Source organism: Mycolicibacterium gilvum (assembly GCF_900454025.1).
GTDB lineage: Bacteria > Actinomycetota > Actinomycetes > Mycobacteriales > Mycobacteriaceae > Mycobacterium > Mycobacterium gilvum.
On sequence record NZ_UGQM01000001.1, the window covers coordinates 228,805 to 241,397 of the forward strand.

Here is a 12,593-nt window from a genome sequence, read left to right on the forward strand (position 1 = left end):
TGCGCCGCTGCGATGCGGTACTTCTTGACACGTGTCAACTGTGACTTAGTAGAGTCTGTCCATGCAGATTCGCGACACCGCTGTTGCCACCCCGGACAAGCCCGCCGTCATCATGTATCCCGCCGGAACGGTGGTGACCTTCGGAGAGTTGGAGGCACGGGCGAACAGGCTCGCCCACCTGTTCCGCGACGCAGGTCTCGTCGAGGGCGACGCGGTCGCGCTGCTGATGGAGAACAACGAGCACTTTCACGCGGTGATGTGGGCTGCCCGACGCGCCGGTCTGTACTACGTGCCGATCAACACCCATCTCACCGCCGCCGAGGTGGCCTACATCGTCGACAACAGCGGCGCGAAGGCGATCGTCGGATCGGCCAAGCTGGCCGACACCCTGGCCGGACTCGGGGCCGAACTGCCGAACGGTCTGCCGCAGCTGCTGCTGGTCGCCGGAGCCGAATTGTCGGCGACCAGCGCCTCCGGCGGCGATGTGGACGGCTGGCAGCGCTACCCCGAGTGTGTGGCCGACAAGCCCGACACCCCGATCGCCGATGAGATCGACGGTGACCTGCTGCAGTACTCCTCGGGGACCACGGGCCGGCCGAAGGGCATCAAACGCGAACTGCCGCACCTGCCTCCGGCCGAGGTGCCCGGCATGATGGCCATGCTGGTGGAGTTCTGGATGCACCCCGACGCGGTCTATCTCAGCCCGGCGCCGCTGTACCACACCGCCCCGTCGGTGTGGTCGATGCAGGTTCAGGCCGGCGGGATCACGACGGTCGTGATGGAGAAGTTCGACGCCGAGGGGGCGCTGGACGCGATCCAGAAGTACAAGGTGACGCACGGCCAGTTCGTGCCGGTGATGTTCACCCGGATGCTGAAACTGCCCGAGGACGTGCGCAAATCGTACGACGTGTCGAGCCTGCAGCGCGTCATGCACGCCGCCGCTCCGTGCCCGGTGGAGATCAAGAAGCAGATGATCGACTGGTGGGGCCCGATCGTCGACGAGTACTACGCGTCCTCCGAGGCGCACGGCTCGACGCTGATCACCGCCGAGCAGTGGCTGGAACGGCCGGGCTCGGTCGGTAAGCCGCTGACGGGTGTCGTGCACATCGTCGGCGAGGACGGCAACGAGCTGCCGGCCGGTGAGGCGGGGGAGATCTACTTCGAGGGCGGCTACGACTTCGAGTACCTCAACGATCCGGACAAGACCGCGTCGTCACGGCACCCGCAGGGCTGGAAGACGGTGGGAGACATCGGGTATGTCGACGAGGAGGGCTTCCTCTTCCTGACCGACCGGCGCCACCACATGATCATCTCGGGCGGGGTCAACATCTATCCGCAGGAGGCCGAGAACCTGCTCGTCACCCATCCGAAGGTGATGGACGCGGCCGTCTTCGGCATTCCCGACGAGGAGATGGGCCAGCGGGTCAAGGCCGTCGTCCAGCTCGTCGACCAGGCCGACGCCACCGAAGAGTTCGCCGACGAACTCATCGGCTGGCTGCGGGATCGCCTGGCGCACTACAAGTGTCCGCGGTCGCTGTCGTTCGAGGAGCAGCTGCCCCGCACCGACACCGGCAAGCTGTACAAGCAGGAGCTGATCAAGAAGTACTCGTGAACACTCTGGTCGAGCTCGCGGGCGGGATCGTCGTCGGCGTCGGAACACCCTCCGACGCCGCAACATTCACGCTCACCGACGAGGACACCGACGACCGGCGGGCGGTGCGGGTCGCGTCGGTCGACGAGGCACTCGCCGAGCTGACCGAACGGTGTCTCCGGTGGCCGCAGGCGGCCGCGGTGTGTGACGACGTACTGCGGGCGTTCGATCCGCAGGGGTGCACGTTCACCGGCGTCATCACCGAGTCGCTGGCCTACTCGACCCTGCAGGCCGGGGCCGAGTTCGCCCGGTGGCTCGACGCGCGAGGACCGGCCCGGGTGCCCGAGATCGCCGATCCCGTTGTGGCCGAACGCGTCGACGATGTGCTGACCATCAGGTTCAATCGCCCGCAACGCCACAATGCGTTCTCGACCGACGCGCGCGCGGCGCTGCTGGACGCGCTGGAGGTCGCGCGGCTGGACCCGTCGGTCACCGGGGTGGTGCTCGCAGGAAACGGCCCGTCGTTCTGCAGCGGTGGCGATCTGGCGGAATTCGGCACGTTCACCGACCCGGCCAGTGCGCATCTCGCCCGCACCCGGCACAGCCCCGCGCTGGTGCTCGCCGAGATCACCGCCCGCTTGGGCGAGAAATGCCGGGCCGAGATCCACGGCCAGGTGCAGGGCAGTGGACTGGAGATGGCCGCGTTCTGCGGGACGGTGTCCTGCGACGCCGGTGCGGTGCTCGGACTTCCGGAGCTCGCGCTGGGTCTGATCCCCGGCGCGGGCGGCACGGTCAGCATCACCCGCAGGATCGGTCGTTGGCGCACAGCCTATCTCGTGTTGTCCGGGCGGTCGATCGATGCCGCCACCGGGCTGCGGTGGGGGCTGGTCGACGCTGTCGGGTGAAACCAGCGCGGTCCATGCCCGGTGAGTGAGCGTTCCTGCACGCGACACGCCGCAGATTGATGTGCAAACACGCGCGGCCGCGGAGCTGGGTGCTGCGTCGGCTAACCGGACCGCCGCAGCGTCACCCGGTAGGTGTACTGCTCGGGCAGGAACTGGCTGACGGCCAACTCGACCGGACGACCGTCGACGTCGGCGTACAACCGGTCCACGCGCAGCATCGGATGCCCGGGTGCGCAGTGCACCGCCGCGGCGGCCGCCTCGTCTGCGGACACGACCGTGATGGACTGCGCCGCCTCGTCGATGGGCCGCTCGAGGTGCGGCTCGAGCAGGCCGATGACGGTGTGGGTGCTGACCGCACCGGTCATCAGGTGCGGCGACGCCAGCACCGGCGCGGCCACCGCGGGGGGAAGGTGCACCATGGTGTGCCCGAATGCGATTCCGTCGTGCAGCCGGCGGAACACCACGGTGTAGACGACGTCGCCGTCGAGGCGCAGCCGGCTCGCCGCATCGATGTCGACCCGGCGGCGCAGTCCGTCGAGGACCTCCATCGTGGTGTCCTCCGACAGGCTCAGCAGATCCTCGATCGATCCCAACTGGCGCAGGTACCGACGGCCGCGGTCACCGGCGTAGCTGCCGCGGCCCGGCACCCGGTACACCGCACCCTCGGCGACCAGATCCTGGAAGGCCCGCCGCACCGTCTGGCGGGACAGCCCGAACCGGGCCACCAGCTCCGACTCGGTCGGCAGCCGTGTCCCGTCGGGGTAGCAGCCTGCGGCGATCTCGTCGCGAAGCCGTTCCCGCAGAACCTGATACGCCGGCGGCATCAGATACCGCCCCGGGCCACCAACTGTCCGGTGATCACGTTGCGCTGGATCTCGTTGGTGCCCTCTCCGACGATCATCAGCGGCGCGTCGCGGAAGTACCGCTCGACGTCGTACTCCGTCGAGTAGCCGTACCCGCCGTGGATGCGCACGGCATTCAAAGCGATCTCCATCGCGACCTCCGACGCGAACAGCTTGGCCATACCGGCTTCCATGTCGGCGCGCTCACCGCTGTCGTAACGGTCGGCCGCATACAACGTCAGCTGCCGGGCCGCGGTGAGCTTGGTGGCCATGTCCGCCAGGTAGTGGCCGACCGCCTGGTGCTTCCAGATGGGCCGGCCGAAGCTCTCGCGGTCCTGTGCGTAGGCCAACGCGTCTTCGAGTGCGGCCGACGCCACCCCCAGCGCACGCGAGGCGACCTGGATACGGCCCGTCTCAAGGCCTTTCATCATCTGCGAGAAGCCCTTGCCCGGGGTCCCGCCGAGGATCGCCGAGGCCGGGACCCGGCAGGCGTCGAACGCGAGCTCGCAGGACTCGACCCCCTTGTAGCCGAGCTTGGGCAGGTCGCGTGACACCGTGAGCCCCGGTGTGGGGTTGTCGACCAGGACCACCGAGATACCCGAGTGCTTCGGCGTCGCGTCGGGATCGGTCTTGCACAGCAGCGCGATCAGGCCGGAGCGGCGGGCGTTCGAGATCCACGTCTTCGTGCCGCTCAGCACCAGGTCGTCACCGTCTCGCCGGGCGACGGTTCCCATCGCCTGCAGATCGGATCCGCCGCCGGGTTCGGTCAGCGCCATGGTCGCGCGGATCTCGCCGGTCGCCATCGCGGGCAGATGGCGCTGCTTCTGCTCCTCGGTGCCGAACAGCGTCAGCAGTTTCGCGACCACGGTGTGCCCACCCATCGCACCGGCCAGGCTCATCCAACCCCGCGCCAACTCCTGGGTGACCAGCACGTAGCAGCGGGTCGACACCGGAGTGCCGCCGTAGGACTCCGGCACCGCGAGGCCGTAGATGCCGATCTGCTTCATCTGGTCGATCCACGCCTCGGGATAGGTGTTGGCGTGCTCGACGTCGCGCACCGTCGGCTTCACATCGCGGTCGATGAACGCGCGCACCGTCTGGACCAGCATGGCCTCTTCGCTGCTCAACCCGTCGACCACGGCGTCCTCCTATATGTACGGCCATATTGACATCGCATCGCACCTGGTGCCAGCATGCCAGCCGTGACTTTGTACGGCCAAATACCGGGCGGTCCCTTCTTCGACGACCTGTCGGTGGGCCAGGTTTTCGACGCCGCGCCGTCGATGACGTTGACGCCGGGGGTGGCCGCAACGCACCAGGCAATCCTCGGTGACCGGCTGCGGCTGCCGCTGGATGCCGACCTGTCTTCGGCCGTCACGGGGTCCACCGCGGCACTCGCGCACCCCGCGCTGGTGTGCGACGTCGCGATCGGGCAGTCGACGCTGGTGACCCAGCGGGTCAAGGCAAACCTCTTCTACCGCGGTCTGACATTCCACCGGTACCCGGTGCTCGGCGACAGCATCTACACCCGCACCGAAGTGGTGGGCCTGAAACAGAATTCGGCGAAGCCGGGCCGCGCCACCACCGGCCTGGCCGCACTGAGGATGACCACCATCGACGGCATCGGCAGGCTGGTGCTCGACTTCTACCGGTGCGCGATGCTGCCGCTGAGCTCCGACGACGTGCAGACCGGCCACGACGACGATCTGTCGACGGTCGGGGCCGGGGGAAGTGACGCCGCGAGTGGCACAAGACCCGTCGATCCGACCCGGGACTGGGACGATGCGGCCTTCCGCGACCGTGTGCCCGGCCCGCACTTCGACCCGGCACTGGCCGGCACCGTGCTGCGCAGCACCGCCGACGTCGTCAGCAGCGCACCCGAGCTGGCCCGACTGTCACTGAACATCGCAGCGACCCACCATGATTCGCGTGTCGCCGGCAAGCGGCTGGTGTACGGCGGACACACCATCGGTCTGGCCCTGGCGCAGGCATCGCGGCTGCTGCCGAACCTGGTGACCGTGCTGGGCTGGAAGTCCTGCGATCACACCGGCCCGGTGCACGAGGGGGACACCCTCTACAGCGAACTGCGCGTCGAGGCCGCCCAGCCCCGCCCGGACGGGCGCGGCGGGACGGTGGCGCTGCGCTCGACCGTTTTCGCCGCATCCGACGACAGCGAGGATCGGCGGGTTCTCGACTGGCGGTTCACCGGCCTGCTGTTCTGATTCGGCGTCACCCCCGATTCCGCGTCACCCACAATGGAGGCGTGAGCCCCGTGCGTGTCCCCGTCGCGGTACTGGCGCGCGCGCAGGCCGCGCTCGGTGACCTGCGCGCCGACGCCGAGGTGTTGATCGGCGGCCGCGCGGCGCTGCTCGGGCTGGCGCCCGATGGCCGGATCTCGGCGGGCGGGGCGACGCGGTTGCTCGCGGGTCCCGACGGCTGGTGCGCGCTGACGCTGTCACGGCCTGACGACGTCGACGCCGTGCCCGCCCTGCTCGGCGCCGATGACCTACCCGACGACATGTGGTCGGCGATCGGCCGGGTGATCGCCGAGACCGGGGTGTGGGTGTTCGCCGAACGCGCGCGGCTGCTGGGATTGCCGGTGGGTGTGCTCGGCGAGGCAACCGAAGTGCCAACGGCGTTGTGCCGCAATGGCGAACGCAAAGCATTTGGTGATCTGAACGGTCTCCTGGTGGCCGACCTGTCCTCGATGTGGGCCGGTCCGCTGTGCGGACGGCTGCTGAGCGACGCGGGCGCGACGGTCGTCAAGGTGGAGACGCGCACCCGCCCGGACGGCACACGGCAGGGCTCTGCGGCGTTCTTCGACTGGATGAACTCCGGGAAGCTCTCGTACGCAGCGGATCTGGAGGATCCGGGCCTGCGTCGACTGCTCGGCGCGGCGGACGTGGTGATCGAGTCGTCGCGGCCTGCCGCGCTGCAGCGGCGCGGACTCGGGCCGACGGATGTCGCGGGCCCCGCGGGGCGGGTCTGGGTGCGGATCACCGGTCACGGCACCGACGGCGCCCGCGCCGACTGGGTGGCGTTCGGCGATGACGCCGCCGTGTCGGGCGGGCTGGTGTCGGGTTCCCCGGCGGACCCGCGGTTCTGCGGGGACGCGATCGCCGACCCGCTGACCGGTATCCGCGCGGCCGCCGAAGTGCTGGCGTCGCGCCGTCGCGGGGGCGGGGAACTGATCGAGCTGTCGATGGCGGGCGTTGCCGCGGAGTACGCACAGCTGCCGCGCGGCGACGAAAAACCCTGTGTGGCAACACCGGTGGCGGCGCCACGGGGACCGGCGCTGGGCGCTGACAATGCCGCCGTCGACCGGCTGGTGGCGGACCGGGCGACGCTGCCGTGCTGATCCGCAACGCGGTCCTGATCGACGGCACCAGGACCGACATCCGCGTCGGTGACACGGTCACCGAGGTCGCCGACGACGTGACCGCAGCCCCGGGCGAGGATGAGTTCGACGCCGCCGGCGGTACGGTGCTGCCCGGACTGAACGACCACCACCTCCACCTGCGCGCGGCGGCTGCGGCATTGCGGTCGCTGCGCGTCGGACCGGACGAGGTTCGCGACAGGGCAGCTCTGGCAAGGGTTCTCGCGGCCGCTGTGCCCGATCAGGACGGCTGGATCCGGGCCGTGGGGTATCACGACTCGGTCGCGGGGCCGCTGACCCGCGACCTGCTCGACGCGATCGCTCCCGAAGTGCCGGTCCGTATCCAGCATCGCAGCGGCGTGCAGTGGACGCTCAACACTGCGGGGCTGGCCCGCGTCGGCAAGCACGACCACCCGGACGGGGTGCTGCGCAGCGCCGACCCGAGCTGGACGCTCCCCGCCACCGAACCGGACCTCGAAGGGCTCGGCGCGACGCTGAGCCGGTACGGGATCACCGGGGTCACCGACGCCACACCGGATCTCGGCGCGGGCGACATCACCGAGCTGCAGCGCCGGATGCCGCAGACGGTGCGCGCGCTGGCGCCGGGCAAACGCATCCTGCACGATGACGAGCTCGACCTCGACGCGCTCACCAGCTGGATCCGGCATACCCACTCGGTGGGTGTCCCGGTGGCGTTGCACTGCGTCACCGCCGCGCAGTTGGTGGTGACCCTGATCGCGTTGCGCAGCGCCGGTCGGCATCCCCTCGATCGCATCGAGCACGCCGCCGTGGTCCCCGACGGCAGCGTGACCGACCTCGCCGACAGCGGCGTCACCGTGGTGACCCAGCCGAACTTCGTCGCCGAACGCGGCGACCAGTACCTCGTCGATGTTCCCGAACACGAACACCACGAGCTGTGGCGGGTCGGCTCCCTGCTGGAAGCCGGTGTGCCCGTGGCATTGTCGACGGATGCGCCGTTCGGCCACAGCGACCCGTGGGCGGCGATGCGCGCCGCGGTGCATCGCCGCACGCCGTCGGGAACGGTTCTCGGTCCGAGCGAGAGGATCACGGCGGCAACGGCATTGGCGATGTTCACCGGTAACCGCGCCGGACACCCGGGCGCCGTCGTGCCCGGTGCACCGGGTGATCTGTGCATCCTGGCGGCGCCTCCACCGCAGGCGCTGGCCGAACTCGACGCGGCAGCGGTGGCCGCGACGGTGATCGCGGGCCGTGTCGTCTACGAACGCTAGGCGGCGGCCGGCTCGAACGCGCCGCGCAGCAGCGCGCACTGACTTCTGAAGAACGACTGCGACACTTCGGCTTTGGGCGCGATCCCGTCGAAACCGTGGAACGCGCCCTTGACCACCTCCACCTCGCAGGGCACGCCCGCGGCACGCAACCGCTCGGCGTAGGCGAGGTCCTCGTCGTGGAACAGATCGAGGGTACCGACGCCGATCCACGCGGGCGGGAGACCGGCCAGATCCTCGCGGCGCGCGGGCACCGCCACGTCGCGGTCGGCGTCGCCGAGATAGGCCTGCCAACCGAACCGGTTGCTCGCCTGGTTCCACAACCGGTGGCCGGGATTGTCCAGACCGGTGCGCAGCACCGTGCGGTCGTCGATCATCGGATAGACGAGAAGCTGTGCGGCCAGAGTGATCTCGCCGCGATCCCGGGTGACGAACGCCAGTGCGGCGGCCAGGCCCCCACCGGCGCTGGCGCCGCCGATCGCGACGCGGGAGGGATCTACCGCGGGCAGGGCCGCCAGCCACGTCAACGCCGCGTAGCAGTCCTCCACCGGAACCGGATACGGGAAGTCAGGGGCCAGGCGATAATCGACGGAGGCGACCGTCGCACCGAGTTCGTGGGCGAAGCGCCGGCACAGGACGTCGTCCTGGGCCGCGTCCCCCAGGACGTAGCCGCCGCCGTGGATCCACAGCAGCGCCGGGCCGGGACGGGTGACACCCGCCGGGCGGAACAGCCGGACACCGACGCCCGACTCCAGGGTGAGCACTTCGACGTCGGGTGCGGGGGCCCGCCGCCACATCAGGCGCGACGCCCGGCGGATCAGCGGCAGGGTGACGGGTGTGACCACCTGTCGGGGCAGCATCCGGGCGTGGCGCCGGAGCTCGGGATGGAAGTCGATGCCGTGCATCCGGTCAGTATGCGTGGACGGCGACCTGCTGCGTCAGCGAAGCAGCGGATCCCGTGGCAGACCGAGGATGCGTTCGGCGATCGTGTTGCGGGTGATCTCGGACGTGCCGCCCGCGATCGTCATCGCGCGATTGCCCAGGTAGCTGCGCGTCAGCTGGGGCATCTTCTCGACGACCGCGGCGGTGCCCGCCAGATCGAACGCGAGCTCGGTGAGATGCTGGCCCGACTCGGCGACCACCAGCTTCGTCACGTTGCCCTCCGGACCGGGCTCGGCTCCGGAGATGGCGCGGGTCGCGCGGCGCAGGTTCAGCAGTCGCAGCGAATGGATCTCGGCGATCACCTCGCCGGCCCGCCGCACGAACATCGGGGCATTGTCGGGGGAGCTGTCGAGCAGCTTGATCAGGTGCTCGGGGGTGGTGCCGGTGACGCCGCCGGATCCGCCGCCGATCGACACTCGCTCGTTGCCCAGCGTGGCCCGCGCGACCAGCCAGCCCTTGTTGACGTCGCCGACGACATCCGCGTCGGGCACGAACACGTCGTCGAAGAACACCTCGTTGAAGTGGGAGTCGCCGGTGAGGCCGCGCAGCGGGTTGACCGTCACGCCGTCGGCGTTCATGTCGATCGCCATCATCGTCACGCCCGCGTGTTTGGCGGCGTCGGGGTCGGTGCGCACGGTGGCCAGACCCCACTGGCACATGTGCGCGAGGCTGGTCCAGACCTTCTGGCCGGTGACCCGCCAGCCGCCGTCGACTTTCTTCGCCGACGTGCGCACCGCGGCGGCATCGGAGCCCGCGCCCGGCTCGGAGAACAGCTGGCACCACATCACCTGGCCCCGCAGCACCGGTTCGACCCAGCGTTCGCGCTGCTCATCGGTGCCGGCCTGGGCGATGGTGAGCGCGACCCACCCGGTGATGCCCATGTCGGCGCGCTCGATCGCGGCAAACTCCTCCTCGATGACGAGCTGTTCCAGCACGTCGGCTGCCCGTCCCCACGGCTTCGGCCAGTGCGGGACGAGGTATCCGGAGTCGACCAGATAGTCGCGCTGCTGCTCGGCGGGCAGTCGCCGGACCGCTTCGGCGGCCTCGCGCGCCTGGCTGCGGTACTCGTCGGCCTCGGGCGGCAGGGTGAACGACGCGCCGTGGGCGCGACCGGTGCGCTGGCCGTCGACGATGTCGATCAGCGGGTCGACACCGTCGGCCATCAGCGCCGCCAGCGTGCGCGCGCGGCGGAGATAGAGGTGGGCGTCGTGCTCCCACGTGAACCCGATGCCGCCGTGGAGTTGAATGTTGTTCTGCGCGTTGAAGACCTGGGCCTTGATCGCGAGCGCTGCGGCCACCGCCGCCGCGAACCAGGCGCTATCGAGATCATCGGCGCGCGCGGCGTCCCACACCGCGGCCGTCGCGGTCTCCGCGCTGACGAGCATGTTGGCGGCGTGGTGTTTGACCGCCTGAAAGGTGCCGATGGTGCGGCCGAACTGCTCGCGGACCTTGGCGTACTCGACGGCCATGTCCAGCGCGGCCCAACTGACGCCGACGGCCTCGGCCGCCGTGAGGGTCCGGAACACGGTGCGCGCGTCGCGGGCGGCACCGCGCAGGATGCGGTCTGCGGGAACGGCGACGCCGTCGAGGGTCACCGAGCCGATGCTGCGGGTGGTGTCGAGGCAGTCCAGTCGGGTGACGGTGACACCGTCGTCGCCGGCGTCGACGATCACGACGTCGTCGCCGGCGACCAGAACCAACAGCGAGGCGTCGGGCGCGCCGAGAACGGTGGCGCATTCTCCGGTGGCGGTGTTGTCGGCGCCGACGGCGACCGTGCCGGAGATTCCGAGGGCCGCGACGGTGTCTCCCGACGCCGATCCCGGCAGCAGTTCGGCGCGGACGGAGTCGGGCGCACACCGGTCGATGACCACCGCCGCCGACACGCTGGTAAGGAACGGGCCGGGGGCGAGCTGGTGGCCGAGGCACTCGACGACGACGGCCAGCTCGGCCAGGCCGAAGCCCGACCCGCCGACGTCCTCGGCGAGAGCCAATCCGGTCCAGCCGAGACCCGTGGCCGCCGACCACAGGTCGCTCGGGTTCGACGCACCGTCGGTGTCGGCCGCATCGAGGGTCGCTCGGGCCAGGACCAGCGCTTTCAGCCGATCCAGCTGGCCGCTCACCGCCGCAGCGAGGTCCTGGTGGTCATCGGTGATGGCTAGTTTGGACGCGCTCGCGGTCTTGCTCACGGAAATGGACCTCTTCATCGGTGTCTCGGCGGTGTCGGCGGAGGATCGGCGTGTTGGCGGTCGAAAATCGACGTTAGCGAAGTGCGAAAACGCCTGGATCGGCTGTGATGCCGATCACAAATTGACCACATCTGAACATCAGTAGACAACTTCGATCGGATTGTCGTTTGAGACGTGCGTCACGGGGGTAGGCTCGCGCCCATGACGGCACGTCCGGATACCAGGTATCCCGGTCCCACATTGACCACCCGCTTGGAATGGTTGCTGAACGCGGGTCCATCCGATTACATGCTGGCGCTGAGCGTCGCTTCGGCATCGTTGCCGGTGATCGGCAAACACCTTGAGCCACTGGGCGCGTTGACCGCGGCCGGGGTCTGGGGCGCGCGGCACGCGCCGGACTTCGTCGGTGCGCTCGCGAAGTCGCTGGTCGCGCCCAACGATGCGGGCAAGAAGGAAAAGCAGCAACAGGAACGCGACAGCACCAACGCGATCACCCAGGCCGCCCTGCGCGGCCTGGTGTCCCAGAAGGACCTCGAGATCGAGTGGCCCGCCGCCGAGCGGACCCCGCCGGTGTGGAAGATGCGCGAACACCGCCGGCATGTGCACCGCACATCGGTGCGGTACGGCCCGCGGCCGACCCAACTGCTCGACGTGTGGCGTCGCGACGACGTCCCCGCCGATGCGCCGGTGATGATCTTCGTGCCCGGCGGCGCGTGGGTGCACGGCGGCCGGATGCTGCAGGGCTATGCCCTCATGCACCACCTGGCCGAGATGGGCTGGGTTTGTCTGTCGGTGGAGTACCGCGTCGCCCCGCACAACCCGTGGCCGGCACACATCAACGACGTGAAGACCGCGATCGCGTGGGCCCGCGCCAACGTCGACAAGTTCGGTGGGAACCGCGACTTCGTCGCGATCGCAGGCACCTCGGCCGGCGGCCATCTCGCCGCACTCGCCGGTCTGACCGCCAACGATCCGGAGATGCAGGGCGAACTGCCCGAGGGCTCCGACACCTCGGTCGACGCCGTGGTCGGCATCTACGGACGCTACGACTGGGAGGACAAGTCGACGGTCGAGCGGGTCCGGTTCATGGACTTCCTCGAGCGCGTGGTCGTCAAGCGCAAGTTCGACAAGCATCCCGACGTGTTCCGCAAGGCCTCGCCGATGGCGCGGATCCACTCCGAGGCGCCACCGTTCCTGGTGATCCATGGGACCGGCGACAGCGTCATCCCGGTCGCCCAGGCACAGAGCTTCGTCGAGCGTCTGCGCAACGTGTCGCGCTCGGTGGTCGGGTATGTGGAGCTGCCGGGTGCAGGCCACGGTTTCGACATGACCGACGGCGCGCGCACCGGAGCGGCCGCGACGGCAATCGGCTTGTTCCTCAACCACATTCACCGAAACCGCAGCCTGGTCGGAGCGAAAGAGGTTATATAGTCACCTTCGGCCGACGAGCGCTTGCGCGAGGAGCCGGCGGGCGCCGACGAGCGCTTGCGCGAGGAGCCGGCGG

Annotated in this window: 10 protein-coding genes; 6 read left to right on the forward strand and 4 right to left on the reverse strand. The window is 69.7% G+C overall.

Annotated features, from left to right (window positions below; all coding sequences use genetic code 11):
* Nucleotides 1-61 precede the first annotated feature (61 nt).
* Nucleotides 62-1,612 carry a fatty-acid--CoA ligase FadD4 gene (gene fadD4, locus DYE23_RS01080; RefSeq protein ID WP_115326258.1) on the forward strand — a complete coding sequence of 517 codons (1,551 nt, stop codon included), beginning with the start codon at nt 62-64 and terminating at the stop codon, nt 1,610-1,612.
* Entirely contained in the window at nt 1,609-2,496 is an 888-nt protein-coding gene (locus DYE23_RS01085; RefSeq protein WP_115326259.1) for an enoyl-CoA hydratase/isomerase family protein, read from the forward strand. Before fadD4 ends, DYE23_RS01085 begins: the two co-directional genes overlap by 4 nt.
* Nucleotides 2,497-2,597: 101 nt before the next feature.
* On the opposite strand, the gene DYE23_RS01090 is transcribed toward DYE23_RS01085, so the two are convergent.
* On the reverse strand, nt 2,598-3,320 hold the full coding sequence (locus DYE23_RS01090) for a GntR family transcriptional regulator (RefSeq protein WP_115326260.1): 723 nt from the start codon (nt 3,318-3,320) through the stop codon (nt 2,598-2,600).
* On the reverse strand, nt 3,320-4,447 hold the full coding sequence (locus DYE23_RS01095; protein ID WP_276051619.1) for an acyl-CoA dehydrogenase family protein: 1,128 nt from the start codon (nt 4,445-4,447) through the stop codon (nt 3,320-3,322). Before DYE23_RS01095 ends, DYE23_RS01090 begins: the two co-directional genes overlap by 1 nt.
* An 84-nt stretch (nt 4,448-4,531) precedes the next feature.
* Between DYE23_RS01095 and DYE23_RS01100 the strand changes: the two genes are divergently transcribed.
* From DYE23_RS01100 to DYE23_RS01110, 3 genes are read left to right on the forward strand one after another with little or no spacing between them, the layout of a single operon-like run.
* Entirely contained in the window at nt 4,532-5,560 is a 1,029-nt protein-coding gene (locus DYE23_RS01100; RefSeq protein WP_115326262.1) for a MaoC family dehydratase, read from the forward strand.
* 41 nt (nt 5,561-5,601) lie between these two features.
* Nucleotides 5,602-6,696, forward strand: a complete 1,095-nt coding sequence (locus DYE23_RS01105; RefSeq protein WP_115326263.1) for a CoA transferase — start codon at nt 5,602-5,604, stop codon at nt 6,694-6,696.
* Nucleotides 6,690-7,964 carry an amidohydrolase family protein gene (locus tag DYE23_RS01110; protein ID WP_115326264.1) on the forward strand — a complete coding sequence of 425 codons (1,275 nt, stop codon included), beginning with the start codon at nt 6,690-6,692 and terminating at the stop codon, nt 7,962-7,964. Before DYE23_RS01105 ends, DYE23_RS01110 begins: the two co-directional genes overlap by 7 nt.
* Here DYE23_RS01110 and DYE23_RS01115 read toward each other — a convergent pair.
* Entirely contained in the window at nt 7,961-8,866 is a 906-nt protein-coding gene (locus DYE23_RS01115; RefSeq protein ID WP_115326265.1) for an alpha/beta hydrolase, read from the reverse strand. The genes DYE23_RS01110 and DYE23_RS01115 overlap by 4 nt on opposite strands.
* Before the next feature lie 33 nt (nt 8,867-8,899).
* Nucleotides 8,900-11,107, reverse strand: a complete 2,208-nt coding sequence (locus tag DYE23_RS01120) for an acyl-CoA dehydrogenase family protein (RefSeq protein ID WP_115326266.1) — start codon at nt 11,105-11,107, stop codon at nt 8,900-8,902.
* A 183-nt stretch (nt 11,108-11,290) separates the two neighbouring features.
* Here DYE23_RS01120 and DYE23_RS01125 point away from each other — a divergent pair, with 183 nt between their 5' ends.
* Nucleotides 11,291-12,520, forward strand: a complete 1,230-nt coding sequence (locus tag DYE23_RS01125) for an alpha/beta hydrolase (protein ID WP_115326267.1) — start codon at nt 11,291-11,293, stop codon at nt 12,518-12,520.
* The last annotated feature ends 73 nt before the right edge of the window (nt 12,521-12,593 follow it).

What these genes read in the sequence shown, in the direction of transcription:
- fadD4 (WP_115326258.1), top strand. Translation starts at nt 62, where the DNA reads ATGCAGATTCGCGACACCGCTGTTGCCACCCCGGACAAGCCCGCCGTC.
- DYE23_RS01090 (WP_115326260.1), bottom strand. Translation starts at nt 3,320, where the DNA reads ATGCCGCCGGCGTATCAGGTTCTGCGGGAACGGCTTCGCGACGAGATC.
- DYE23_RS01095 (WP_276051619.1), bottom strand. Translation starts at nt 4,447, where the DNA reads ATGCTGGTCCAGACGGTGCGCGCGTTCATCGACCGCGATGTGAAGCCG.
- DYE23_RS01100 (WP_115326262.1), top strand. Translation starts at nt 4,532, where the DNA reads ATGCCAGCCGTGACTTTGTACGGCCAAATACCGGGCGGTCCCTTCTTC.
- DYE23_RS01115 (WP_115326265.1), bottom strand. Translation starts at nt 8,866, where the DNA reads ATGCACGGCATCGACTTCCATCCCGAGCTCCGGCGCCACGCCCGGATG.
- DYE23_RS01120 (WP_115326266.1), bottom strand. Translation starts at nt 11,107, where the DNA reads ATGAAGAGGTCCATTTCCGTGAGCAAGACCGCGAGCGCGTCCAAACTA.
- DYE23_RS01125 (WP_115326267.1), top strand. Translation starts at nt 11,291, where the DNA reads ATGACGGCACGTCCGGATACCAGGTATCCCGGTCCCACATTGACCACC.